Origin of the sequence: Acetobacter sp. AAB5 (genome assembly GCF_050106715.1) — a bacterium.
Classification (GTDB): Bacteria; Pseudomonadota; Alphaproteobacteria; order Acetobacterales; family Acetobacteraceae; genus Acetobacter; species Acetobacter oryzifermentans.
The window spans coordinates 342,905-366,819 of sequence record NZ_JBNIEW010000003.1; the positions used below are offsets into that span (position 1 = coordinate 342,905).

General features: G+C 56.3%; 21 protein-coding genes. 17 read left to right on the forward strand and 4 right to left on the reverse strand.

Annotation, left to right across the window (positions count from 1 at the left end; genetic code table 11):
* Positions 1–46 precede the first annotated feature (46 nt).
* From acs to ACP7IZ_RS05710, 6 genes are all read left to right on the forward strand, one after another.
* Complete coding sequence (gene acs / locus ACP7IZ_RS05685; RefSeq protein ID WP_426848204.1) at positions 47–2,035, forward strand: acetate--CoA ligase; 1,989 nt, start codon at positions 47–49, stop codon at positions 2,033–2,035.
* Between the two features lie 225 nt (positions 2,036–2,260).
* Positions 2,261–3,523, forward strand: a complete 1,263-nt coding sequence (locus ACP7IZ_RS05690) for an MFS transporter (protein WP_426848205.1) — start codon at positions 2,261–2,263, stop codon at positions 3,521–3,523.
* 71 nt (positions 3,524–3,594) lie between these two features.
* Positions 3,595–4,713: a thylakoid lumen protein gene (locus tag ACP7IZ_RS05695; RefSeq protein ID WP_426848245.1), complete on the forward strand. Its 1,119-nt coding sequence runs from the start codon at positions 3,595–3,597 to the stop codon at positions 4,711–4,713.
* 96 nt (positions 4,714–4,809) lie between these two features.
* Positions 4,810–5,364 carry a DUF1643 domain-containing protein gene (locus ACP7IZ_RS05700; RefSeq protein WP_426848206.1) on the forward strand — a complete coding sequence of 185 codons (555 nt, stop codon included), beginning with the start codon at positions 4,810–4,812 and terminating at the stop codon, positions 5,362–5,364.
* Between the two features lie 149 nt (positions 5,365–5,513).
* The gene (locus ACP7IZ_RS05705) at positions 5,514–6,806 is read left to right on the forward strand and encodes an aminopeptidase (protein WP_426848207.1); all 1,293 of its coding nucleotides are present in this window, start codon (positions 5,514–5,516) and stop codon (positions 6,804–6,806) included.
* Positions 6,803–7,351 (forward strand): hypothetical protein, encoded by a 549-nt coding sequence (locus ACP7IZ_RS05710; RefSeq protein WP_063353521.1) that lies wholly within the window; start codon positions 6,803–6,805, stop codon positions 7,349–7,351. The genes ACP7IZ_RS05705 and ACP7IZ_RS05710 overlap by 4 nt, the downstream gene beginning before the upstream one ends.
* A gap of 64 nt (positions 7,352–7,415) precedes the next feature.
* Here ACP7IZ_RS05710 and ACP7IZ_RS05715 read toward each other — a convergent pair whose 3' ends face one another.
* The 3 genes from ACP7IZ_RS05715 to ACP7IZ_RS05725 form a co-directional block, all read right to left on the reverse strand.
* A complete protein-coding gene (locus ACP7IZ_RS05715) occupies positions 7,416–8,375 on the reverse strand; it encodes a cell envelope integrity EipB family protein (protein WP_426848208.1) in 960 nt (319 codons plus the stop codon).
* Positions 8,376–8,525: 150 nt separating this feature from the next.
* Positions 8,526–10,313 carry an aspartate--tRNA ligase gene (gene aspS, locus ACP7IZ_RS05720; protein ID WP_426848209.1) on the reverse strand — a complete coding sequence of 596 codons (1,788 nt, stop codon included), beginning with the start codon at positions 10,311–10,313 and terminating at the stop codon, positions 8,526–8,528.
* A gap of 122 nt (positions 10,314–10,435) precedes the next feature.
* Positions 10,436–11,503: a threonine aldolase family protein gene (locus ACP7IZ_RS05725; RefSeq protein WP_414145654.1), complete on the reverse strand. Its 1,068-nt coding sequence runs from the start codon at positions 11,501–11,503 to the stop codon at positions 10,436–10,438.
* 160 nt (positions 11,504–11,663) lie between these two features.
* On the opposite strand from ACP7IZ_RS05725, the gene ACP7IZ_RS05730 reads away from it, so the two are divergent.
* The 8 genes from ACP7IZ_RS05730 to ACP7IZ_RS05765 all read left to right on the forward strand — a co-directional run bounded on the left by ACP7IZ_RS05730 (position 11,664) and on the right by ACP7IZ_RS05765 (position 18,257).
* Complete coding sequence (locus tag ACP7IZ_RS05730) at positions 11,664–12,284, forward strand: 50S ribosomal protein L25/general stress protein Ctc (protein ID WP_426848210.1); 621 nt, start codon at positions 11,664–11,666, stop codon at positions 12,282–12,284.
* Positions 12,285–12,381: 97 nt separating this feature from the next.
* Entirely contained in the window at positions 12,382–12,963 is a 582-nt protein-coding gene (gene pth, locus ACP7IZ_RS05735; protein ID WP_003625001.1) for an aminoacyl-tRNA hydrolase, read from the forward strand.
* Positions 12,963–14,057, forward strand: a complete 1,095-nt coding sequence (gene ychF / locus ACP7IZ_RS05740) for a redox-regulated ATPase YchF (RefSeq protein ID WP_006116928.1) — start codon at positions 12,963–12,965, stop codon at positions 14,055–14,057. Before pth ends, ychF begins: the two co-directional genes overlap by 1 nt.
* 88 nt (positions 14,058–14,145) lie before the next feature.
* The gene (locus ACP7IZ_RS05745) at positions 14,146–15,471 is read left to right on the forward strand and encodes a glutamate-5-semialdehyde dehydrogenase (protein WP_426848211.1); all 1,326 of its coding nucleotides are present in this window, start codon (positions 14,146–14,148) and stop codon (positions 15,469–15,471) included.
* An 11-nt stretch (positions 15,472–15,482) separates the two neighbouring features.
* Positions 15,483–16,196, forward strand: a complete 714-nt coding sequence (locus ACP7IZ_RS05750; RefSeq protein WP_426848212.1) for a nicotinate-nucleotide adenylyltransferase — start codon at positions 15,483–15,485, stop codon at positions 16,194–16,196.
* A gap of 17 nt (positions 16,197–16,213) precedes the next feature.
* The gene (gene rsfS, locus ACP7IZ_RS05755) at positions 16,214–16,756 is read left to right on the forward strand and encodes a ribosome silencing factor (RefSeq protein ID WP_426848246.1); all 543 of its coding nucleotides are present in this window, start codon (positions 16,214–16,216) and stop codon (positions 16,754–16,756) included.
* 55 nt (positions 16,757–16,811) lie between these two features.
* Complete coding sequence (locus tag ACP7IZ_RS05760; RefSeq protein WP_426848213.1) at positions 16,812–17,267, forward strand: 23S rRNA (pseudouridine(1915)-N(3))-methyltransferase RlmH; 456 nt, start codon at positions 16,812–16,814, stop codon at positions 17,265–17,267.
* Positions 17,268–17,378: 111 nt separating this feature from the next.
* Positions 17,379–18,257: a sulfurtransferase gene (locus ACP7IZ_RS05765; protein WP_426848214.1), complete on the forward strand. Its 879-nt coding sequence runs from the start codon at positions 17,379–17,381 to the stop codon at positions 18,255–18,257.
* Between the two features lie 5 nt (positions 18,258–18,262).
* Here the strand turns inward: ACP7IZ_RS05765 and ACP7IZ_RS05770 are convergent, their stop codons facing one another.
* Positions 18,263–19,204 carry a LysR family transcriptional regulator gene (locus ACP7IZ_RS05770; RefSeq protein ID WP_426848215.1) on the reverse strand — a complete coding sequence of 314 codons (942 nt, stop codon included), beginning with the start codon at positions 19,202–19,204 and terminating at the stop codon, positions 18,263–18,265.
* 119 nt (positions 19,205–19,323) lie between these two features.
* Between ACP7IZ_RS05770 and budA the strand changes: the two genes are divergently transcribed.
* The 3 genes from budA to ACP7IZ_RS05785 all read left to right on the forward strand — a co-directional run bounded on the left by budA (position 19,324) and on the right by ACP7IZ_RS05785 (position 23,901).
* Positions 19,324–20,106: an acetolactate decarboxylase gene (gene budA / locus ACP7IZ_RS05775; RefSeq protein ID WP_426848216.1), complete on the forward strand. Its 783-nt coding sequence runs from the start codon at positions 19,324–19,326 to the stop codon at positions 20,104–20,106.
* 81 nt (positions 20,107–20,187) lie between these two features.
* Positions 20,188–21,876, forward strand: coding sequence for an acetolactate synthase AlsS (gene alsS / locus ACP7IZ_RS05780; protein ID WP_426848217.1), 1,689 nt, complete (start codon positions 20,188–20,190; stop codon positions 21,874–21,876).
* Positions 21,877–22,206: 330 nt separating this feature from the next.
* Positions 22,207–23,901, forward strand: coding sequence for a thiamine pyrophosphate-dependent enzyme (locus tag ACP7IZ_RS05785; protein WP_426848218.1), 1,695 nt, complete (start codon positions 22,207–22,209; stop codon positions 23,899–23,901).
* Positions 23,902–23,915 lie beyond the last annotated feature (14 nt).

Consider the following 23,915-nt stretch of genomic DNA (forward strand, 5'->3'; position numbering starts at 1 on the left):
TTCTATCCCGAACAACAAAAAACAAAAAAGTAAGGGGGACAGAACAATGTCGGAAAACATCACTATCCCACACACGCAGTATGCAGATTATCCAGCCCTGATGCCGCCAGAAGAGCTGGCGGCCATGCAGCGCCAAGCGCAGCGGGACCCGGATGGCTTTTGGTTGCAGCAGGCAAAGCGCGTGCACTGGCACCGCAAACCCAAGCATGGTTTTACGGGCAGCTTTACGGATAATGTGTCCATAAGTTGGTTTGAAGACGGCCTGCTGAATGCTTCGGTCTGCTGTATTGATAAACATCTGACAGATAAGGCCGATCAGGTTGCACTTATCAGCCACCGTGAAGGGCAGGCCGAGGCGGAAAAACTTACCTACGCCATGCTGCATGAACGGGTTTGCCGCTTGTCCAACGCGCTGGTGTATCTGGGGGTAGAAGAAGGGCACCGTGTTGCCATCTGCCTGCCCATGATTTCAGAAGCTGTGGTGGCCATGCTGGCCTGTGCGCGTATTGGCGCTGTGCATGTGGTGTTGTTTGGTGGTTTTTCGGCGGAAGGTATTGCAGAACGTATTATAGATAGCGGCGCAGTTGCGGCTATTACCGCCAGCGAAAGCATGCGCGGCAACAAGATTGTACCCTTTAAGGCCATTATGGATGAGGCCCTGTGTAAGGCAGGTGCAGATAGCGGCGTACGTGCTGTTCTGGTTGTGCGTACATCAGATGCACCTGTTCCGATGCTGCCCGGGAGAGATTACGATTTTCATGATTTTGTAGATTCGTTTGAAGCAGATTTTGTGCCCGTTGTAATGCGGGCAGAAGCACCGCTGTTTATGCTTTACACATCTGGCAGCACAGGCAAACCCAAAGCGGTTGTGCATGCTACTGGTGGCTATATGGTGTGGGCTGCTTACACTATGGGCATGGTGTACCATCATCAACCCGGTGATGTCCTGTGGTGCACGGCAGATGTGGCATGGATAACCGGGCATACATCCGTTGTGTATGGCCCGCTGGCCAATGGTGGCACCACCATGATTTCCGATAGCCTGCCCTCACATCCCGCACCGGGCAGGTGGCTGGATCTGGTGGATGAGCACAAGGTTACCATGCTGTTTACGGCCCCCACAGCCGTACGTGCCATGATGGCCGATGGTGATGATGTAGTGAACGCCCGCAAGCTGGATTCCCTGCGTCTGTTAGGTGTTGCGGGGGAACCCATAAGCCCCGATGCGTGGCTGTGGTATCATGATGTTGTTGGCAAAAAGCGTTGCCCCGTGGTGGATACATGGTGGCAGACAGAAACCGCTGGCATTGTGCTGGGGCCATTGCCCGGTGTGCAGCCGCTTAAACCCGGTTCTGCCAGCACGCCGTTGCCGGGGCTGGAAATGGTGATAGCCGATACGCAGGGCAGGCCGGTGCAGGGGCCTGCGGAAGGCAGCTTGTGCATTGCCCGTTCATGGCCGGGGCAGGCGCGCACAATCTGGAAAGATCATGCTCGCTTCTGCCAGACATATTTTAGTATGGTGCCAGGGCATTATTTCACGGGTGATGGCGCACGGCGAGATGCCGATGGGTATTACTGGATTACGGGGCGCATGGACGATGTTATCAATATTGCAGGGCACCGTTTGGGCACGGCAGAGGTGGAAGATGCGCTGGCAGCAGATCATCGTATTGTGGAATCTGCTGCAGTGGGCATCCCGCACCCGGTAAAGGGGCAGGCGCTGGCAGTATTTGTTATTCAACGCCAGAACGTGGCCACGCAGCTTACAGAAAAGGGGATAAGCCGCCTTATCTCCGGTATGTTGGGGCGTTACGCCACGCCAGAAGCCGTCTATCTGGTGCCAGATCTGCCACGCACCCGTTCTGGCAAGATTGTGCGCCGCCTGCTGCGTAAAATTGCCAGTGGAGAAGTAGAAAATTTGGGAGACCTTTCATCTCTGAATGATCCTTCCATCGTGCGTATGCTGAGTGACAGAGTATGGAGCCACATGGCCTTTGATGAGGAGGCTACATCTCGCACGCAGGCCAGAGCCTAACCTTAAAGCGAGATCTTACAAGTTTGCTTCGCGCGGCAAGATGCTTCAGGGCCGAGGGAACCCCTCGGCCCTGTTGTGTGTTTTGCTCCTAACAAACGGGTTCATGTTGGCTTATCACGCAAAAATGGGCGCGCTGGCGGGGTCGTGATCTGAGATTCACTGGCTGCTGGATGAGCATGCGTGGCACCATCACGGTAAAAACAGGTTGTAGAACCGGAGCTGTGAATGACCGAGCCTTCTTTTTCGTCTGTAACGCCGTCTGCTTTGCCTGATCAGCCGGTAGATAAAGCAACAGCCCGCCACGTTGTGTTGGCATCTTTTCTGGCGTGGATGCTGGATGCGTGTGATTTTTTTATTGTGTTGTTTACGCTTGATGATGTGGCGCGCAGTTTTAACGTGTCCCTGCAAAGTGTGCTGCTTGCCCCCACACTTACGTTAATGACGCGGCCATTGGGCGCCTTTCTATGCGGGCGCGCGGCAGATAAATATGGCCGCAAGCCGGTGCTTATTTTAACAATTATTATTTATTCTCTTATAGAATTGGCTTCAGCCTTTGCGCCAACCCTTGTTATATTTCTGGCGCTCCGCACCCTGTTTGGCATTGCACTTGGGGGCGAATGGGGGGTGGGTACATCCCTGATTATGGAAAGCGTGCCCAAAAGCTGGCGTGGCACGGCTTCGGGCATTTTGCAGGCGGGGTATCCTGCGGGGTATTTGCTGGCATCTTTGGTGTTTCTGCTCTTGCCGGTTTTAGGCTGGCGCGGTCTGTTTGTGCTGGGCAGTGGGGCTATTTTTTCTGCTCTGTATATCTGGCTGCGTGTGCCAGAAAGCCCGGATTGGCTGGCCCGGCAGAAAGCCGATACACAGCACACAAACGCAGAAGCGCATCTTGGTTTGTTGGCCATTATAAAAGGCAATGCGGCGTTATGTGTTTTTGCCGTGGTGCTGATGGCCGCTTTCAACTTCATGAGCCACGGTTCTCAGGATCTCTACCCCAAGGTGTTTCTGGCGTTAGAACGGCATGTGCCGCCTACGTCCATTACAACAGTGGTTGTGCTGTATAATCTGGCAGCTATTGCGGGCGGGTTGTTCTTTGGGTTTTTGTCGCAAAAAATCGGGCGGCAATATGCCATTATTCTTGCTGCGGCCTTAACACTGCCTTTACTGCCGTTATGGACACTCCCTCATTCCCTGTTCTGGCTGGGGTTAGGGGCTGTGTGCATCCAGTTCTGTATTCAGGGCGCGTGGGGCGTGGTGCCTGCCTATTTAAGCGAGCTTTCGCCTCCATCCGTGCGGGCCACGTTTCCCGGCCTTGCCTACCAGTGCGGGAACCTTATTGCTGCCAGTAATGCTTTGCTGCAAACATGGTTTGCTACCCAGTTAGGTATGGGGCTGGCCCCGGCACTTATGTTGGCCGTTGGGGGTGGTGCCGTGGTTGTGCTGGTGCTTACACTCCTCAATGCTCGGCTGTATCCACAACGGATCTAAACAGCGGGTTAAGTGGCAACACGCGGGAAGGAAAAAACGGTTTGGCTTTTATAAGGTATCTGGGCGCATGTATGGTGCTGGCTGGTGCAGGGGTGCCATATGCGCAGGCTTATGCAGCAACACCGGCAGAACAGCGGATTATCACGCGCAATGTGCAACCGCGCACGGTGCCTCCGCTTGCAAGTGGGCAGGTGCAAGGGGATGATCTGCACGCAAAAGCCCGCCCGGTGGCCTTATCTGCCCTAAGCCTAAAAGCTGCGGTAAAAGTGGTGGACAAACAGCCTTGCCCGGCCAACAGTTTGCTTTTAGGCAAGGATGAAAACCCAACAGCAGGGCAAACCTGCCGTGTAGCCACCTTGGAGGTGAACGCCCCGGATCATCCGGCCTTCATTCAGACCCTTGGCAGCCTGATGGCGGATGATAGTGGTGGGCTGATGGATTTAAACCTTTCCCTGTATCAACTTGTGCCAAATGCGCCAAAGAATGCCCTGCCGCAGGTTGTGGTTTCGGGGTACACAGGTGGGGCGCATTGTTGCCAGGCGGCTGCTATTGTAGAGGCCGCCCCGCAAGGCCAATGGCGCGTGCTGGCGCTGCCTGCCCAAAATGGCGGCGGGGAGCCTATTGTGCAGGACGTAGCGCGAGATGGCACTCGCCAGCTTGTTTATACGGATGAACGGTTTGATTACGCCTTTGCCTCTCACGCAGGTTCGGCCATGCCGGTGGTGTTGTATCAGTATCAGAATGGCCAGTTGCAGAATGTTACGGCGCAGCCCCGTTTTGCGGCCTATTTGCGTAACCAGCTTGCGCAGGATTCCGCACAATGGCGCAAAACGGGTGTTACAGAAGTAAACGGCTATCTGGCCGCCTACGTGGCCACCAGCGCAAATATAGGGGAGCTGAACGCAGGCTGGCGTTACATGATGGCGCGCTATGATACGCACTCTGATTTTGCAGAAACATGGTGCGCGCTGGATAAAGCCGCATGGCCTCAAAACAAGGATGGTGCATCCTGCCCCAAGCAGTTTGTAAAAACCGTGCCGTTTCCGCAAAGTCTGGCGCAATCTTTGGTGCAATGGGGGTACATCACGCCCCAGCAAAGTGCTGCCCTTGGCTATGATGTGGAAAAATTAAAGCAGAACCAGCAGCAGGTTATTGCTGCCACCACCAAGGCGTGGCGCGCTGCACACTAGCTATATCAAATCCCCGCTGGCAGCCAGATTTGTGCCAGAATGGAACACGGCCTAAAACTTAGGCTTATTAAGCTATGTTCTGCCAGCGGGAGTGTAATGGAAGATCTGTTTGAAGGGCATAATGTAGGCACCGCCCGCCCTCTGAAACTTTCAGAAGATGTTGTTAGCACCGCTACCTATGGCGGCCCAGATAAATGCTACCGTTACCGCCTGAAACGGGTGTGGGATTCAACACGCCCGTTGGTTATGTGGCTGATGATGAACCCATCCGTTGCCACAGAATATGGAGATGACCGTACTGTCGCCAAATGCCAGCGCTATGCCCGTGCATGGGGGTATGGCGGTATTTTGGTGGGCAATACTTTTGCGTATCGGTGCACAGATCAGCTTCGGCTGCTGGAAACGCCAGATCCGGTTGGGCCAGAAAATGATAAAGCCCTGCTGGAAATGGCGCAGGAAGCCAATAAAGTGATTGCGGCTTATGGCACACCACACCACAAGGCCCTGCTGGCCCGTGGGCCGGAGGTGGTGCATATGCTCCAAAAACACGGCATTACGGTGGATGCGCTGCGGCTGAGCAAAACAGGCCGACCATGCCACCCGCTTTACCTGCCCGCCAGCCTGTTGCCGGAGCCCTTGCCGAAAAGCTAAGTACAGGAAACGGAAAGCAGCTTTCTGCCCATGTGTATTGACGCCCGGCCTCGTTCGGTATCCGATACACATAGAGGTGTTTGAGTTCTGCACCCCATGTCTGCCATATTGCAAAATCAGGCGTGTGGTGCAGCAAAGTTAAGGGAAATATGGATATTATGGCCTTACAGAACACGCAGGATGCCGCAGGTGGTTATCTGGCATCTGCCGAATTTGCCACCATGCTGGACAAGCTGGGTGAAGTGGCAGCGCGCACTGGCCTGAACGTGGCCCACGGCCAGCAGGTTATTATTACCGCCCCCCTTCATGCCGTGCCGCTGGTGCGCCGGATTACGGAACACGCGTACAAGGCTGGGGCCTCGCTCGTCAGCACCTTTTACTCGGATGAGGAAACCACGCTGGCCCGTTATAAATACGCGGCGGAAGATACGTTTGATACCGCAGCAGGCTGGCTTGCTGGCGGTATGACAGAAGCCTTCCGTAATGGTGCCGCGCGTATGGCCATTACGGGTTCCAACCCCGCATTGCTGGCAGGGCAGAACCCGGAGCGTATTTCCCGCGCCAGCAGGGCCAATTCCCGCGTGAACCGGCCTGCTATGGAAATTATCACCAATTTTGATGTGAACTGGTGCATTGTCGCGGCGGCTTCTCCGGCATGGGCGGCACAGGTATTTCCGGATCTGCCGGTTGATCAGGCAGTAGAAAAACTGTGGCAGGCTATTTTTTCTGTTTCGCGCATTACGGGTGAAAACCCGGTGGCGGATTGGGAGGCCCATAATGCCGTTCTGCATCGCCGCGCCACGTTTTTAAATAATGCCCGTTACAGTGCGCTGCATTTTAAAGGCCCCGGCACAGACCTGATGGTGGGGCTGGCAGATGGGCACGAATGGGCAGCCGGTGCGGAAAAAGCCGGAAACGGCATTGTGTGCAACCCCAATATTCCAACCGAGGAAGTGTTTACCACGCCACACCGCCTTAAGGTGGATGGCACGGTGGCGGCCACCAAGCCGCTTTCACACCAAGGCACGTTGATTGAGGATATTCGCGTAAGGTTTGAAGCCGGACGCATTGTGGAAATGCACGCCAGCAAGGGTGAAGATGTGCTGGCCCGTGTGCTGGATACGGATGAAGGCGCGCGCCGTTTGGGGGAAGTAGCGCTTGTGCCCAATTCTTCCCCTATTTCGCGCAGCGGTATTTTGTTCCAGAACACATTGTTTGATGAAAACGCCGCCAGCCATATCGCATTGGGGCAATCTTACACCAAATGTATGCGTGATACGGCTGGGTTGGATGAGGCCGCATTGGCTGCACGTGGGGCCAATAGCAGCATGATCCATATAGACTGGATGATTGGTTCTGGTGAAATTGATGTGGACGGCATGGATGCCAAAGGTGAACGCGTGGCATTGATGCGCAAAGGTGAATGGGTGATAGAAGCATGAGAAATACTCTAAAACTTTCCTTCCGCTCTGCTCTGTTGGGCGCCATGGGGGCTGCGGCTCTTGTGGTTGGCACGGCGGCACAGGCGCAAACTGTTTCCACAGGTGGCAATGGTGCGCCCAATTTAACGCCAGAGCAGGTAGCCACCTTGCAGCACGATATGGATACCGCGCTGCATTACCATCTGGCTCCAAACGTGTTGCCGCGTTTAACCACCGCGTTAAAGGAAATTCAGGCCGCAGGTATTCAGCCACCTTCACGCTTTGGCATGTCTTTGGATCAGCAGATTGCCCTTGTGCAGCAGGTGCCAGGTTTGGAGCCAATTTTGCAAAAGAATGGCTTTTCAGCGCATGATTTTGTGATGAGCCTGACCTGCGTGGGCCTAACAGGCAGCTTGATGAACGTGCCTGCCAACCCCGGCAATACCAAGATGCCGCAGCCCGAACCTGCCAATGTTGCTATTCTTAAATCCAACCCGCAGGATTTGCAGAATTTGGTAACAGTTCTGCGCTCGGCTCATCAGTCTGGTGGTGCGCTTTCGCACTAATCTCATACATATTGATGCACAAGAAAATGGCAGGTTCTTCCTGCCATTTTTTGTTTATGGCGTTTTAATTTTTCTTCTGGTGCGGTTTGGCGTGGCATGTTTCGGGCGTGGGCAGATCAAGCGCATGCAATGTGCCCTTCATGCGGAAATCTCCAAAATCCAGCGTCAGATTATCGGAAACACCATTGGCAAAATAACGCATGCCAATTTCATATTCTGGCATCATATTGGGGGGCGTGCGTGCAAAAAAGGCCACATGCACGCGGCCAGATTGCAAGGCGTTCAGGGCGGCAAAATCCGTTGTGGGCGTTGTATTGCCCCAGCCCAAAAGGGTGATGTACGTATCTGCTGCGCCATCTGGTGAGGTGCCATCAAAAATAGGTGCCGAAATCTCGGTTTTTCCGCTTCGGGCTGCATCTAAAATGGAAACTGTATGCTGGATGGGAAACAACGTGCCAGCCGGAAGTGTAAGCGTTTTGGCTAAAGGTTTTTCATAATGTGCCGTGCCAGAACCATCCGCATGCAGTGTTGCTTCTCCCCGAATGTTTTGCAGCAGCTTGCCGTTAGATGTTTCCATGGTGCGAAAGATCAGGCTGTGCCCATCTGCACTTTCAAAGGTAGAATAGTCAGACACCATATGCTCCACGCCGTTTTGGCGTGTTACGCTTTGAATATCCAACCGCTGTTGGGTGGACCATCCGCTGCATCCATGCCGCACGCTGTAAAGCATGGTGCCCGTGGCAGAAAGCGTTTTGCCGCCAGAGGCTTCTGTGAGCGTAAGATCATACACCGCGCGTTGCGAGGCAATCTGGCGGGTATCTGTATCGGAAAAAGGTGGCGCAGTGTGGGGCGTAATGCTGGTGTGTGTATCGGCTGGGGTTGTGCTTTGCGTAACCGTGCCAGAAGGCACCACCGCTCCGGCTGTTTGGGCGTGTGCCATTTGTGGGGGCAGGGCCACCACGCCACCAACCAGCACAAACGCAACGGCCTTGCTTACCGCACAGCAAGCGTATCCTTGCCTCAAGAAAAAACTGCGGGCAGGGGGAGTGTAAGAAGGCAGGCGGCGTAAACGTCTCATACCCGGTACAAAAAAACATCCGGCGCGGTCTTGCAACCACCCGGATGTTAAAAGGGCCGTGGTGTGGCCCTTTTGCATGCAGATGTGAAGGCCCGATCAGTCTTTCTTGACAGCGGGCTTCAGGTTCAGCGCGAGGGAGAGTTCCTTCAGGCGTTCCGGCGGAACAGGGGCCGGGGCACCCATCATCAGGTCTTCGCCCTGCTGGTTCAGCGGGAACAGAATAACTTCACGAATGTTCGGTTCATCTGCCAGCAGCATCACAATACGGTCCACACCAGGGGCGGAACCACCATGCGGCGGCGCACCGTAGCGGAAGGCGTTGAGCATACCGCCAAAGCGGGCTTCCACTTCGCTTTCTGGGTAACCGGCAATTTCAAAGGCGCGGATCATCACATCCGGCAGATGGTTACGGATAGCACCGGAGGAAAGTTCAATGCCGTTACACACAATGTCATACTGGTAAGCCAGAATATCCAGCGGGTTCTTGGTGTTTAGCGCTTCCAGGCCACCCTGCGGCATGGAGAACGGGTTGTGCGAGAAGTCAATCAGCCCCGTTTCTTCATTCAGCTCATACATCGGGAAGTCCGTGATCCAGCAGAAACGGAAGGCATCCTTTTCAATCAGATCCAGTTCTTCAGCAATGCGGGTGCGCACAAGGCCAGAGAACTTGGCCACATCATGCCCTTTGCCAGCAGCAAAGAACACGGCATCACCGGGCTTTAGCCCCAGTTTGGTGCGAATGGCTTCTACACGGTCGGCTTCAAGGTTTTTGGCAATCGGGCCTTGGCCGCCTTCTTCTGCAAAGGTGATGTAACCTAAGCCACCAGCGCCGTTTTCACGCGCCCAAGCGTTCAGCTTGTCATAGAAGGAGCGGGGGCGGCCACCAGCGCCGGGGGCCGGAATAGCGCGCACTTCCCCACCATCGGCGGCAATGCGGGCAAACAGGCCAAAGCCGGAACCGGCAAAATCTTCCGTTACATCGGTAATCAGCAGCGGGTTGCGCAGGTCTGGCTTATCGGAGCCATACACCTTCATGGCGCGGGCATAGGGGATACGCTCAAACGGTGCGGTGCTAACAGCGCGGCCCTTGCCAAATTCCGTAAACAGGCCAGACATCACTTCTTCCAGAACGGCAAAAATTTCGTCCTGCGTGGCAAAGGCCATTTCAAAGTCGAGCTGGTAGAACTCACCGGGGGAACGGTCCGCGCGGGAGGCTTCATCACGGAAGCACGGAGCAATCTGGAAGTAGCGGTCAAACCCGGCCACCATGGCAAGCTGCTTGAACTGCTGCGGGGCCTGCGGCAAAGCGTAAAACTTGCCCGCATGGGTGCGGGAAGGCACCAGAAAGTCACGCGCACCTTCGGGGGAGGATGCTGTCAGGATCGGGGTCTGGAACTCGGTAAAGCCCAGATCCGTCATGCGGCGGCGCATGCTGGCAATAATGGCGGAGCGCAGGCGGATGTTGGCGTGCACCTGTTCGCGCCGCAGATCAATATAGCGGTAGCGCAGGCGCAGCTCATCAGAATAATGTTCCTGCCCGGCAACCTGAAGTGGCAGCACAGCGGCGGAGGACTGAACAATCAGCTCACGGGCGCGCACTTCAATATCACCTGTGGCTAGGTCCGGGTTGCGGGTGGTTTCATCACGCAGCACCACGTCACCGGTTACGGTTATCACGCTTTCTACGCGCAGGTGTTCGGCGGTTTCCATAACGGGGGAACCGGCGGGAATCACAATCTGTGTCAGGCCTGTTTCATCGCGCAGGTCAATAAACAGCAGCCCGCCGTGGTCCCGCTTGCTATGCACCCAGCCGGACAGGCGCGCGGTGGTGCCGGCATCGCTGGCGCGAAGGGCCGAACAGCTGTGGGAACGGTAAGGATGCATGGTCTTGTCCTGAAATCTGGCCCGGCGTTGCAGCAGGGGCGGTTTTTGGCAATGATTCCGTTGTGCCCGGAGGAAGCAGGGGAGCAGCGCTTATGTCAAGGCCGCACTGTATATCTTACGGCTTAAAGGGTGCCTTGCCCGCGCACGCAGCTACGTAAATCTGCTGCTAATGCGGCAATGGCTTCTGGCCGTGCATCCCACGCAAACATAAAGCGGCAGATACCCCCAAAAAACGTGTAAAACCGCCAGCCTCTGGCCCGCAATTCGTTCATGACAGGTTCGGGCATGAGCAAAAACACGGCGTTGGATTGCACGGGCCATGCCTGTTTAACAGAGGGAATATCTTCTACCGCCTGTGCAAATTGGCGTGCGCTGGCATTGGCGTGGCGCGCGTTGTCCAGCCATGCGCCACTATGGATCATGGCCAGCCACGGTGCGGACAGAAAGCGCATTTTAGATGCCGTTTGCCCGCTTTGTCTGGCGCGTTCGGCAAAGCCCTGCGCCATGCTGCGTTTAAAAAACACCACGGCTTCCCCCATGGCCATGCCGTTTTTGGTGCCACCAAAACTTAGGGCATCCACGCCGGATTGCCATGTCATGGCGGCGGGTGTGCAGCCCAGTGTGGCAATGGCGTTGGCAAAACGTGCGCCATCCATATGCAGCCGCAACCCATGATCGTGGCAGGCATTGGCAATGGCCCGAATCTCATCCACCGAATACACAAGCCCGTTTTCTGTGGGTTGCGTAATAGTCACCACTGCGGGGGTGGAGGCCTGTGGGCTGCTGGCGCGGCGGGCAGCCAGTTTTATGGCCTCTGGGGTTAGCTTACCGTCTGGGGTAGGGGGCGTTATCAGCTTGGCGCCGCCGGTAAAAAACTCTGGGGCGCCGCGCTCGGATGTTTCAGCATGTGCAACTTCCGAGGCAATAATGCTGCAATAAGGTGGGCACAGCGTTGCCAGCGCCAGCGCATTGGCTGCGGTGCCAGTAAGCACAAAAAACACTGCGGCTTCAGGCGCTTCCAACACATCCGCTACAGCTTTGGCGGCAAGGCGTGTCCAGGCGTCATCCCCATATGCGGGGGTGGAGCCCTTGGCCGCGCGGCTTATGGCTTCCAGCGCCTGCGGGCACAGGCCGGCATAATTATCACTGCCAAACTGTTGTGGCGGCGTGGTGGTTTGCGGCAGGGGCATAAGCGGCTTCTCCGGCAAGGGCTGTGGGGCAACAGGTGCCAAAGCCAGCCCTATAGCACAAGCTATACCTTGCTCCTGCACAGCTTTTGCTGTAAGGCGCTGCCACTGCGTGGGCACCCCTGGAGGCCTGCGTGATTAAGTTTTTTATGGAGAAGTCAACGTGTCCAAGATTACATCTATCGAAGCTTCGGCGCGCGCGAAGGCTGGTAAGGGGGCAGCGCGGGCAACGAGGCGTGCAGGGCTTGTGCCCGGCGTTATCTACGGCGGCAAGCAGGAACCCACCCTTATTGCTATCGACCCGCGCATTATCATCAAGGGCATTCAGGCCTCTGGCTGGCGCTCTCGCGTGTATGAAATCAAGGTTGATGGCAAGGCAGAACGCGCTCTGGTGCGTGATGTGCAGCTGCACCCCGTGAAGGACAGCCCTGTTCACGTTGACTTCCTGCGTCTGGCCGCTGGCTCTCGCGTGCATGTTGAAGTGTCTGTTCACTTCGAAAACGAAGAAACATGCCCCGGTATCAAGCGCGGCGGCGTGCTGAACGTTGTGCGCCACACCATTGAAGTGGACGTACCGGCAGACAACATTCCGGAATTCTTCACCGTTGACCTGTCCAAGCTGGACATTGCAGACAACGTGCGTTGGGAAGATGTGCAGGGTACCGCAGGCGTAACCCCGCTGACCCACGAAGAAAACTTTGTTGTGGCTTCTATTGCTGCACCAAGCGTGGACACCACGGAAGGTGAAGCAACAGCAGAAGCTACGGAAGAAGCCGCTTCCTGATCGGAAGCCGGTTTATTCGGGTTGTTTATTAGGCATGGGGGGTGCGTGCAGATGCGCGTGCCCCCTGTGCTGTTCATAACGTTAGGTGGAATCAGCAATGCTGCTCTGGGTCGGGTTGGGCAATCCCGAATCCTCCATGCGTCGGCACCGGCACAATGTTGGCTTTATGGCAGTAGAAGCCATAGCCCGTAAGTACGGGTTTACGCCATGGCGCAACCGCTTTAAGGGCGAAGTTGCGGAAGGCCGCATAGGCGGGCAGAAAGTTCTGCTGCTGCTGCCCATGACCTACATGAACAAATCGGGTGAAAGTGTGCAGGAAGCTGCCGCTTTTTACAAAATCGCACCCGAAAATATTACCGTTTTTCATGATGAGCTGGATCTGGCGCCGGGCCGCCTGCGCATAAAGCGCGGGGGAGGGGCTGCGGGGCACAATGGTTTGCGCTCTACAGATAAAATGTTGGGCACGCCGGAATATTGGCGTGTACGCATAGGCATTGGCCACCCCGGCGCAAAAGAACGGGTGCATGGCTGGGTGCTGGGCAATTTTACGGAAACAGACCGGCAGGAATGGCTGGAACGGCTGCTTGATCGCATGGCCGATGCCGCCCCCCTGTTGGCAGATGGGCGGGCAGACCAGTTCATGACAAAGGTTGCACTGCCGGAAGGGAGCAAGGGCTGATGGGTTTTAACTGCGGTATTGTCGGGCTGCCCAATGTGGGTAAATCCACGCTGTTCAACGCGCTTACGGCCACGGCCACGGCGCAGGCGGCCAATTATCCGTTCTGCACGATTGAGCCCAATACAGGCCGCGTGGCTGTGCCAGACCCCCGGCTGGACAAGCTGGTGGAAATTGGCAAATCACAGCGCGAAGTGCCCACCAGCCTTGAATTTGTAGATATTGCGGGCCTTGTGCGCGGTGCCTCCAAGGGTGAAGGGCTGGGCAACCAGTTTTTGGCCAATATCCGTGAGGTGGACGCCATTATTCATGTGCTGCGCTGCTTTGAGGATGATGATATCACCCACGTTGAAGGCGGCGTGGACCCCGTGCGTGATGCCGACATTATTGAAACGGAGCTGATGCTGGCGGATCTGGATTCGCTGGAAAAACGTCTGCCCAATCTGGAAAAGCGCGCCCGCAACCGGGATGCCGAAGCCACAGCCCAGCTTGCCGTTATGGAACCGCTGATGGAAGCGCTGCGAGAAGGCCGCCCGGCCCGCACCGCCATTCCTGCGGGGGAAGAAGAAGCCGTACGCCGCCTGCAACTGCTCACCACCAAGCCGGTGCTGTATGTGTGCAATGTGGATGAAGACTCGGCCGCAACTGGCAACGCGTTCTCTGCACAGGTGCAAGCCAAGGCTGCGGCGGAAGGTGCTGCTGCCGTTATTGTATCTGCCGCGATTGAAGCCGAAGTCAGCCAGCTTGAAAATGAAGAACGGCGCGAATTTCTGGAAGGTCTGGGCCTGAATGATAGCGGGCTGGATAGGGTTATTGCCGCTGGTTACAAGCTTTTGGGTTTGTGCACCTACTTTACCGTAGGCCCCAAGGAAGCCCGTGCTTGGACAATTACCGCAGGCACCAAGGCCCCGCAGGCAGCTGCCGTTATTCACAATGATTTTGAACGCGGCTTCATTGCATGTGAAACTGTCGCGTATGATGATTACGTTCAGTATGGTGGGGAAGCTGGCGCCAAGGAAGCCGGACGCCTACGTATTGAAGGGCGTGATTACGTAGTAAAAGATGGTGATGTGCTGCTGTTCCGCTTTAACGTCTAACATCCAGCGCACAACCACATAAATAAGAACTTGATGGCCTGCCTGCACCGGCAGGCCAGATAGAAAAGATGGAGATAGGAACGCCGTTATGAACGCGGAGGGTGAGAGTAAGCTGCAAGGGGTTACAACGGCTTCGGCTAAACCCGTGCAGGATGTTCCAGCGCAGGCACAGGGGCAGGGGCCAATGGCTGCTTTAGCCCATCGTGCTCGGCTGGCGGCCCGCACACTGGCGCAAAGTTCTTCCGCCACGCGGGATAAGGCCCTGTGGGCCGCCGCAGCGGCTTTGCGTGAGGCTACTCCTGCCATTCTGGAAGCCAACGCGCAGGATCTTGCTGCCTCCACCGCCAATGATGCGTTCCGTGATCGGCTGACACTCACACCCGAACGGGTGGAAGCCATGGCGCGTGGTTTGGAAGAAATTGCAGATCTGCCAGACCCCGTAGGCCGTGTGCTGGAAGAATGGACACGCCCCAACGGCTTGCGCATTCGCCGCGTTGCTACCCCTGTGGGCGTTATCGGCATGATTTATGAAAGCCGGCCCAATGTGGGGGCAGATGCCGCCGGGCTGTGCATGAAATCCGGCAATGCCGTGTTGTTGCGTGGTGGCTCAGAAAGTCTGAACAGTGCGCGTGCTATTCATGCCGCAATGCAGGCCGGGCTGCGCTCTGCTGGCTTGCCAGAAGATGCCGTGCTGATTGCCCCAGATGCAGATCGCGCCCATGTGGCGGAAATGCTTACGGCTTCTGGCCTGATCGATCTGATTATCCCGCGTGGTGGGCGCTCATTGGTAGAGCGTGTCCAGCGCGAAGCCCGCGTGCCTGTGCTGGCCCATGCTGAAGGGCTGTGCCACACTTACATTCATTCCGCCGCAGATTTTGCTATGGCGCGCCGCATTGTGCTGAACGCCAAAATGCGCCGCCCCGGCATTTGTGGCTCTACCGAAACACTGCTGATGGATGCCGCCATTGCCGCTGCGCTGCTGCCGCAAATTGTGGCGGATCTGGCAGAAAAAGGCTGCACCTTTAAGGCGGATGCCGCAGCACGCGCCATTGTGCCCGATCTCCCCGCCGCAACGGCAAAAGACTTCGCTACAGAATGGCTGGATGCGGTGTTGAACATTGCCGTGGTGGATGGTGTGGATGAAGCGCTGGACCACATTGCACAGTATGGCTCATCCCACACAGAAGCCATTGTGACGGCGGATGAAAACATGGCCATACGGTTTATGAACGGTGTTTCCAGCGCTGTGGTGATGTGGAATGCCTCGACCCAGTTCTGTGATGGGGGAGAGTTTGGCTTTGGTGCGGAAATTGGCATTGCCACAGGCCGCTTCCATGCTCGCGGCCCGGTGGGCGTAGAGCAGTTAACAACCTTCCGTTACGAAGTGATTGGCACCGGGCAGGTACGTTCCTGATTTTTTCGGCCATGCAGCCAACTGCACAGGGCGCGCAGGTGCAGCAACAGGCATATCCGCTTACAGAGCCTTGCTTGCATGGCACTGTTATTCCCACTTGGGGGGATAACAGATGCCTGCGCATTGGGCTTTTGGGTGGGTCTTTCAACCCCGGTCATAAAGGGCACCAAGCCATTGCGCGGCGTGCGCTGGCGGTGCTGGGGTTGGATCAGGTATGGCTTATGGTTTCACCCGGTAACCCGCTTAAAGATGGACGGTCGGATATGGCCGCTTTGCCCGTACGCTTGGCCACGGCCCGCCAACTGGCGGATGGGCGGCGCATTATTGCCACGGATATAGAAAGCCGAATCGGCACACGTTATACGGTGGATACGGTGCGGGTGTTGCAAACGCGCTTTCCGCGTGTGCGGTTTGTGTGGCTCATGGGCGCAGATGGTCTGGCCACCTTGCCACGTTGGAAAAACTGGCGGCAGCTTGTGCATAGCGTGCCAGTGGCGGTTTTCCCCCGTCCGGGGCAAAATGCGCGGGCCTTGCATGGGCTTGCCGGGCGGTATCTGGCCCGCTGGCGGGTGCCTGCATGGCGTGCGCATGCCCTTGCGGAACTTTCTCCCCCGGTGTGGGCTTTTCTTCCGGGGGCACAAAACAGTATATCTGCAACAGCTATTCGTCAGCAGGGCGGATTCAATGCTGCTGCAGGCCAACCCCATACCCCCGATACGCTTTAAAGATCAGGAGAACGGTCATTCCTACCAAGCCCCCCGCCGAAACATCAGCACGTTCCCGCACGGCCACCACGTCCACCAAGGGGCGGGCCGCTCCGGCGCGTGCTGCAACCACTGCCGGGGCTGCTGCACCCGGTTCTGTACGTAAAAAAGCCGCGGCTGCTGGCCCCAAGGCCACCACCAAGCGCGAAGCCGTGGCCCCGGATATGCTGGAGCAATCTCTGGCCCTCATTACCGCCAGCCTTGAAGATGACAAGGCCGAAGATATTGTGGTGATCGATCTGGCAGGCCGTGCCTCTTTTGCAGATCGGATGGTTATTGCCACAGGTTTGGCAGACCGTCAGATTTCCGCCATGGCGCAGCATATTGAACGCAAGCTGCGTGATATCGGCATCAAACGCGTGATGGTGGAAGGCGCAAACGGGTCAGACTGGGTGCTGCTGGATACGGGCGATATTGTGGTGCACCTGTTCAAGCCAGAAGCACGTACGCTGTATGGGCTAGAAAAAATGTGGGGCAAGGAACTGGATGAAGGCGCGGAAGGCAACGTCACCCGCCTGTAATCGACCAGTTTATAATGTTGTTCTCTGATTTTTCAGTACGCATGAGCGCGCTGGCATGAGGCTGGTGGCTATCGGGCGGATGAAGGATAAATCCGAGCGGGCGCTGGTGGAACGCTACCTCAAGCGCCTGCGCCCCAAGCTGGATATTATAGAACTGCCAGATGGGCGCGGCAGCCCGGATGAAATCAAGCGGCGCGAGGCGCAAGCCATTCTGGCAGCCTGCCCCGCGCAAAGCCACGTTGTGGTGCTGGATGAAGCCGGGCGTCATTTCAGCAGCCCGGATTTTTCTAACGCCGTGCAAGGCTGGTTGGCGGCGGGCCGCACGCCCTGCTTTGTTATTGGCGGGGCGGAGGGGCTGGATGCCTCGGTTATCCAGCGGGCCGATGCTTCCATGTCCTTTGGCACACTCACATGGCCGCATATGCTGGTGCGCATTATGTTGGTGGAACAAATCTACCGCGCGCAGGCTATTGCGGCGGGGCATCCGTATCATCGTTCCGGGCGGCCATAAGGGGGTGTTGGCTGCTTTTATGGTATGGCGGCAGTGATACGCAGGCTCTGCCCGCATGGGCGCAGACCTGATAGCGTCCGGCCTTTCGTGAACAGACCGGACTGAAGATACATGACAGACGTTCTCTACACTCCGGATGCCCTGCGGCAGTTGCAGCACAACGGCAACGCCGTTCTGATAGATGTGCGTTCGGAAGAAGATTTTGCCAAAGGGCATATTCCCGGTGCCGTCAATATGCCGGATATTTTCACCTATCTGGCAGAAACATCAGAAAGCGGGTTGGCCAGCCTGCAACAAAAGTTTTCATCGCTGTTTGCGCAATATGGTCTGGATGGCAGCAAAACAGCCGTTGTGTATGAAGATGCCCTGCATACACGCTATGGTGCCTCCTGCCGTGGATACTGGATTTTGCAGTATCTGGGCTACCCCAAGGTAGGTATTCTGGATGGCGGGCTGCGGGCATGGCTGGCCTCTGGCGGCACACTTACGCAGGATATCACGCATCCAGCGCCCACGCAGTTTCCGCTGGCTATTCACCATGCACTTATGGCCACGCGGCAAGATGTGTTTGCAGCCCTTACCAACCCATCCATCAAACTGCTGGATAACCGCGATAAGGTGGAATGGCTGGGTGAAAGTTCATCTCCTTATGGGGTGGACTTTGCACCGCGCAAAGGGCGTATTCCCGGTGCTGTGTGGATAGAGTGGTATAGCTTCATGCACACGCAGGATCAGGAAGCACGTTTTAAAACGCCGGAAGATATTCGGGCCTTGGCGGCAACACGTAACTTGTACCCGGATGATGATATTATCATCTACTGTTTTAAGGGCGCACGCGCAGCCAATACCTATGTGGCGCTGGCTTCTGCCGGATTTACCAAGCTGCGCATTTATATGGGATCATGGAACGAGTGGTCTCGCCATGCGGATATGCCCATAGAAGATGGTCTGCCACGGGCATCTGTGCCGTATCGCCCGCAGCAGGGCTAAGGCGGTTAGAGGTTTTCCGAATCTGCAAAGGGGGCGGCGTCGTGCTGGCGCTGCTCCCACTTGCGGCAGGCCGTGCGCAACACCGTTACAAACCGCGTAACCAGCGGCATGTTCTGCCCGGTGCGTATGGCAACCGCCAGCGTGGCGCGGGGGGCTGGTTCGCTAATGGCATGAAACGTTACCCCGCCTGCATGAATCTGGCTGAGCGAGCGTGGTACAACAGAAACCCCAAGCCCCGCTGCCACCAAAGGCACGGTACCTGCAATTTGTGGGGCCTGTTGCCCCATTGTAGGGGTAACGCCTGCAAGCTGATAAGCCGACAAAATAGCATCATGAAAGCCCGGCCCCAACTCACGCGGGAAGATAATCAGCGGATCATCCGCCACCATATCCAAACTGATCACCGGTTCCTTTGCCAGCCTGTGCCCGCGGGGCAGGGCAATAACCGTGGGTTCATCCAGCAGATGAAAAACCGAGAGGCGTGAGGGGTCGGTAAACGGCGGGCGGATAATGGCAATATCCACGCTGGGTTCGTGCAATGCTGCGCAAAGGGCAGGGGTGTTGCTTTCTTCCAAAGAGAGCGTGACATCGGGCGCCATTTCCCGAAACCGGCGGATGGTAAGCGGAATAACCGGCAACAGCGGCACGGCCCCCGCCAGCCCGACGCGGATATGCCCTCTTTCCCCCCGCGCCAAACCTTCTGCCGTGGAAAGAAATTGTGCCTGCAAATCCAAAATCGTGCGGGCACGGGGCAAAAGCACTTCGCCAATTTCTGTCAGCTTCATGCCACGAGTCTGCCGCTCAAACAGCGTTACGCCCAAATTGCGCTCAAGCTGGCGGATTTGCTGGCTGAGTGGGGGTTGCTCAATACCCAGTGCCTCTGCGGCACGGGTAATGCTGCCATGCTCAGCAACGGTTACGAAGTAGCGCAGGTGCCTGATATCCATATGGTATATGTAATGCATATGGATAACGTGTTCAATATATATTGGAAGACTGGCTGCCACTGTTATAACGTGCGTGCGAAACGAACTTAAACCACCATGCGTTTGTGGGAGTATGCAGCATGAAAAAACAGTCGGTGATGGACATGGATGTCCGCTCTTCTGCCCTTGGTAACGGCGTGCTGAAAAAGCCTGTTACAAACCGTTTGTACCAAACCTCTACCATGGCGGCCCTGCTGGATGCGGTGTACGATGGTGAAACCACGCTGGATGAGCTGCTCCAGCACGGTAACTTTGGCCTTGGCACCTTTAACGCACTAGATGGCGAAATGATTGTGACGGACGGCGTTGTGCGCCAGTTTCGTGCAGAAGGTTTGGCCGCAGAAGTGCCCGGTTCTCTTAAAACGCCTTTTGCATGCGTAACTTATTTTGAGCCGGAAAAAACAGTTACCATCGATTCCCCCAAAACCAAGGAAACGTTTGAAGAGCTGGTGGATAGCCTGCTGGGTAACCCCAATCTGTTTGGCGCCATCCGCTTTACGGGTGAATTCCAGCGCGTTGATACCCGCACGGTGTTCTGCCAGTGCAAGCCGTATCCGCACATGCTGGAAGTGGTGAAAAAGCAGCCCACCTGCACCATGGAAAACGTTATGGGCACCATGATCGGCTTTCGCACCCCGGTTTACATGCAGGGCGTGAATGTTGCGGGCTACCACCTGCACTTCCTTTCTGAAGATAGCAAACGTGGCGGGCACGTTACAGAATATCGCCTTGTGCGCGGTAAGCTTGAAGTGGCCTCCATTTCCGATCTGGAAATTCAGTTGCCCCGTACGGAACAGTTCGCCAAGGCGGACCTGAACCCCGAAAGCCTGAGCGAAGCGATCCGTATTGCTGAAGGCGGCTGAGCCTCCATTCGCTGAATATTTTTAACGGGGCTGCTGAAAAACAGCTTTCTGGCAGCCCAGTTTTTGCAGGACAGAACTCAAATGACCAATCCGGCAGACAACGCCGCTCAGTGCGGTGCGGAGCTTATTGTCAAAAATCTGGAAGCCCACGGCGTTAAGCACGTGTTCGGTATTCCAGGTGCTAAGGTGGACCGCCTGTTTGATGCGCTGGTGGATTCCTCCATCACCACCGTTGTCACGCGGCATGAACAAAACGCAGCTTTTATTGCAGGTGGCCTTGGCCGTCTGACAGGTAAGGCAGGCGTGTGCATTGCCACATCTGGCCCCGGTGCTTCCAACTTTGTAACCGGCCTTGCCACCGCCAATTCAGAAGGTGACCCGGTGCTGGCTATTGGTGGCGCCGTAAAACTGGCAGACCGCCTGAAGCTGACGCACCAGACCATGGATACGGTCAACCTGTTTAAGCCCATCACCAAATACAGTGTGGAGCTGACAACCCCGGTTGCGATTTCTGAAGTGATGGCCAATGCTTTCCGCTTTGCAGAAGGTGGTCGCCCCGGTGCAGCTTTTGTCAGCACGCCTATGGATGTGCTGTCCATGCCTGCACAGGCGCCGGTTCTGGCTGGACGTCCGCTGCCGCGCGTTGGCGGTGCCCCGGCTGATGTGATTGCAGAAGCCGCAACCATGCTGAAAAACGCCAAGCGCCCTGTGGTTCTGCTGGGCATGCTGGCCAGCCGCCCGGATGTGGCAGAAGGCGTGCGCGCTTTTGTAAAAGCAACAGGCGTGCCGGTTGTGGGCACCTATCAGGCTGCGGGTGCGGTTTCTGAAGATCTGGTGGACCGTTTTGGTGGCCGTGTTGGCCTGTTCCGCAACCAGCATGGTGACCAGCTTCTGCACGAAGCCGATGTGGTTGTGGCTGTTGGCTACAACCCGGTAGAATACGATCCGTGGCTGTGGAACGTGAATGATGACCGCAAGATCATTAACGTAGATATCGTTCCCGCAGAACTGGATAACGCCTACGTTCCGGCTATTGAGCTGATTGGTGAAATTGCACCAACGCTAACAGTTCTGGCAAAAGATGCAGGCAAGCTAACCCGTGCGCCAGAACTGGAAACTGTTCTGGAAGGCTACAAAAAAGCCCGCACCACCGCGCTGCTGGAAGCCCGCAGCACCAGCAACAATGCCGTGCACCCGCTCCAGATTGTGCGTGAGCTGGAACAGTTTGTAACCCCGGATATGACACTGTGCCTGGATATGGGCACCTTCCATATCTGGCTGGCACGTTATCTGCTGTCCTTCCGGGCGCGTCAGGTGCTTATCAGCAATGGTCAGCAAACAATGGGTGTGGGCCTGCCGTGGGGTATTGCCGCAAGCCTGCTGAACCCGGCGCAGAAAGTGCTGTCCATTTCTGGTGATGGTGGCTTCATGATGTCCAGCATGGAGCTGGAAACGGCTGTGCGCCTGAAGTGCAACCTGATCCACATGGTTTGGATTGATGAAGCCTATAACATGGTGGAAATGCAGGAGCAGAAGAAATATGGCCGTGGCTCCGGCGTAAACTTTGGCCCCATTGATTTTGCAAAATATGCAGAAGCCTGTGGCGCAACGGGCATTAACGCCACCACGGAAGACGAAGTGCGTCAGGCCCTGCGCACGGCTATGGATGTAGAAGGCCCAGTGGTTATTGCTGTGCCGGTAGATTATTCTCACAACCATTTGCTCATGCAGCCACTGGCTCAGTTGGGTGAAACGAGTGCCGCAGCGTAAAGCTGCGCAAAAAACGCAGGCCAGATTTTTTTGCTGATGTGCGCGCCGCCTGTTTTGCAAAATGCCATATTTTGTTATAACAAGCGGCGTAGCAGTTCAGGCTGCCAGAAAGGGCAGCGCAGCATGACAGAAATCCGGGCCAGCAACGCAGATGTTAACAGTCTGCCTGATTGTGAATTCCCCTGCATATTTCTGCCAGTCTATTCAGAGTAGGGGCATGAACAAATCCTTTCAGCCGTGCAAAGTGTATATACAGTTGGGCAATGGCGCGTGTGCCAATGCGCATGCTGTGGCACACTTGCCAAAACGGCAGAATAGGGGGCAGGCGTAATGGCAGTAACATCTGTAGAAATGGCAGGCGGCAAAACCCGGCGTGGTGCAGCGGTTTTGCTGGAAGTGCTGCGAAGTGAAGGGGTTGAATACATATTCGGCAACCCCGGCACCACGGAACTGCCGCTTATAGATGCCCTGCTAGAAGTGCCCAACGTGCATTACGTTCTGGGCCTTCAGGAAGCCAGCGTGGTGGCTATGGCCGATGGTTACGCGCAGGCTGCCCGCAAACCGGCATTTTTAAACCTGCACACAGCAGGTGGGTTGGGCCATGGCATGGGCAATCTGCTTAATGCCAGTGTTTCTCAAACCCCATTAGTGGTTACTGCCGGGCAGCAGGATTCCCGCCACACTATTTCTGATCCACTTTTATTTGGTGATCTGGTGCAGATTGCCCGCCCCGCCGTAAAATGGGCGCAGGAAGTGGCCCATGCAGATCAACTTCCTGTTTTGCTGCGCCGCGCTTTTCATGATTCCACAGCAGCCCCTACAGGGCCGGTTTTTCTGTCACTCCCCATGGATGTGATGGAAGAAATGAGCAGCGTGGATATTGGTGAACCTTCCAATATCAACCGTCAGGCCGTGGCGGGTGGTCTGCCAGAACTGGCGCGTGCCCTTACATCCCTGCGCCCCGGCAAGGTGGCCATTATTGCAGGGGATGAGGTCTATGCCTCGGATGCCGCAGCAGAAGTTGCCGCTGTGGCAGAGTGTTTGGGTGCGCCGGTTTATGGTTCATCATGGCCATCACGCATTCCGTTTGCCACGGCGCATCCGTTGTGGTGCGGTAATCTGCCTACACAAGCCACGGGCATTGCGGAAAAGCTAAGCGGATACGATGCCATTTTCGCATTGGGTGGCAAATCCCTTATCACCATTCTGTACACAGAAGGCCCTGCCCTGCCGCCATCCTGCGCAGTGTATCAGATGTCTTCCGATGTGCGAGATCTGGGGCGCACGTTTTGGACGCCGCTTTCCGTGGTGGGGGATATTCGTGCATCCTTGCAGGCGTTGTTGCCTATGTTGCAGCAGGCGGCGGCTCCGCAGCGTGCTGCCTATGCGGCATCGGGCCAGAAGGTGGCAGAAGCCCGCCGCGCGCAGCGTGCGCAGGCCGTGGCAGAGGTGCTGGCCCATCCGGCAGATGCCGTTATTTCCCCTCGCGTTGCCGCGTGGGAGACGGTGCGCGCCATTGGCCCGGATATTGCCATTGTGGATGAGGCCATTGCCACCTCATCCGATGTTCGGTTGTTTTTAGAAAGTGCATGGTCTGCCCAGTATTCCTTCCTGCGGGGTGGAGCGCTGGGTTGGGGCATGCCTGCGGCTGTTGGGGCCTCACTTGGCCTTGGGCGGGACAGAGTTGTCTCATTAGTGGGGGATGGGGCAGCCCTGTATTCCCCACAGGCCTTGTGGACAGCCGCACACGAAAAGCTGCCCGTTACTTTTGTTGTGATGAACAATTGCGAGTACAACGTGCTCAAGAACTTCATGCGGCAGCAAAACAACTATATCTCTGCGCAGGAGGGTACATATCCCGCCATGGATATTGTTGATCCAAAAATAGACTATCAGGCTCTGGCCCGGTCCATGGGGGTGCCTTCCAGCAGAGTAACACGGGCGGCGGATATTGCGCCCACGCTGGAAGCAGCATTAGCGACCGATGGCCCCGCGCTTGTTGAAATTATGATTGCAGCGGGCTGAGAGTGTCAGGCTGC

Coding starts and splice junctions, on each gene's coding strand:
- ACP7IZ_RS05745 (WP_426848211.1), top strand. CDS start 14,146: ATGAACGCGGAGGGTGAGAGTAAGCTGCAAGGGGTTACAACGGCTTCG.
- ACP7IZ_RS05750 (WP_426848212.1), top strand. CDS start 15,483: ATGCAGCCAACTGCACAGGGCGCGCAGGTGCAGCAACAGGCATATCCG.
- ACP7IZ_RS05770 (WP_426848215.1), bottom strand. CDS start 19,204: ATGGATATCAGGCACCTGCGCTACTTCGTAACCGTTGCTGAGCATGGC.
- budA (WP_426848216.1), top strand. CDS start 19,324: ATGAAAAAACAGTCGGTGATGGACATGGATGTCCGCTCTTCTGCCCTT.
- pth (WP_003625001.1), top strand. CDS start 12,382: ATGCTGCTCTGGGTCGGGTTGGGCAATCCCGAATCCTCCATGCGTCGG.
- acs (WP_426848204.1), top strand. CDS start 47: ATGTCGGAAAACATCACTATCCCACACACGCAGTATGCAGATTATCCA.
- ychF (WP_006116928.1), top strand. CDS start 12,963: ATGGGTTTTAACTGCGGTATTGTCGGGCTGCCCAATGTGGGTAAATCC.
- ACP7IZ_RS05785 (WP_426848218.1), top strand. CDS start 22,207: ATGGCAGTAACATCTGTAGAAATGGCAGGCGGCAAAACCCGGCGTGGT.
- aspS (WP_426848209.1), bottom strand. CDS start 10,313: ATGCATCCTTACCGTTCCCACAGCTGTTCGGCCCTTCGCGCCAGCGAT.
- ACP7IZ_RS05710 (WP_063353521.1), top strand. CDS start 6,803: ATGAGAAATACTCTAAAACTTTCCTTCCGCTCTGCTCTGTTGGGCGCC.
- ACP7IZ_RS05705 (WP_426848207.1), top strand. CDS start 5,514: ATGGATATTATGGCCTTACAGAACACGCAGGATGCCGCAGGTGGTTAT.
- ACP7IZ_RS05695 (WP_426848245.1), top strand. CDS start 3,595: ATGGTGCTGGCTGGTGCAGGGGTGCCATATGCGCAGGCTTATGCAGCA.
- ACP7IZ_RS05690 (WP_426848205.1), top strand. CDS start 2,261: ATGACCGAGCCTTCTTTTTCGTCTGTAACGCCGTCTGCTTTGCCTGAT.
- ACP7IZ_RS05700 (WP_426848206.1), top strand. CDS start 4,810: ATGGAAGATCTGTTTGAAGGGCATAATGTAGGCACCGCCCGCCCTCTG.
- ACP7IZ_RS05765 (WP_426848214.1), top strand. CDS start 17,379: ATGACAGACGTTCTCTACACTCCGGATGCCCTGCGGCAGTTGCAGCAC.
- ACP7IZ_RS05760 (WP_426848213.1), top strand. CDS start 16,812: ATGAGGCTGGTGGCTATCGGGCGGATGAAGGATAAATCCGAGCGGGCG.
- alsS (WP_426848217.1), top strand. CDS start 20,188: ATGACCAATCCGGCAGACAACGCCGCTCAGTGCGGTGCGGAGCTTATT.
- ACP7IZ_RS05725 (WP_414145654.1), bottom strand. CDS start 11,503: ATGCCCCTGCCGCAAACCACCACGCCGCCACAACAGTTTGGCAGTGAT.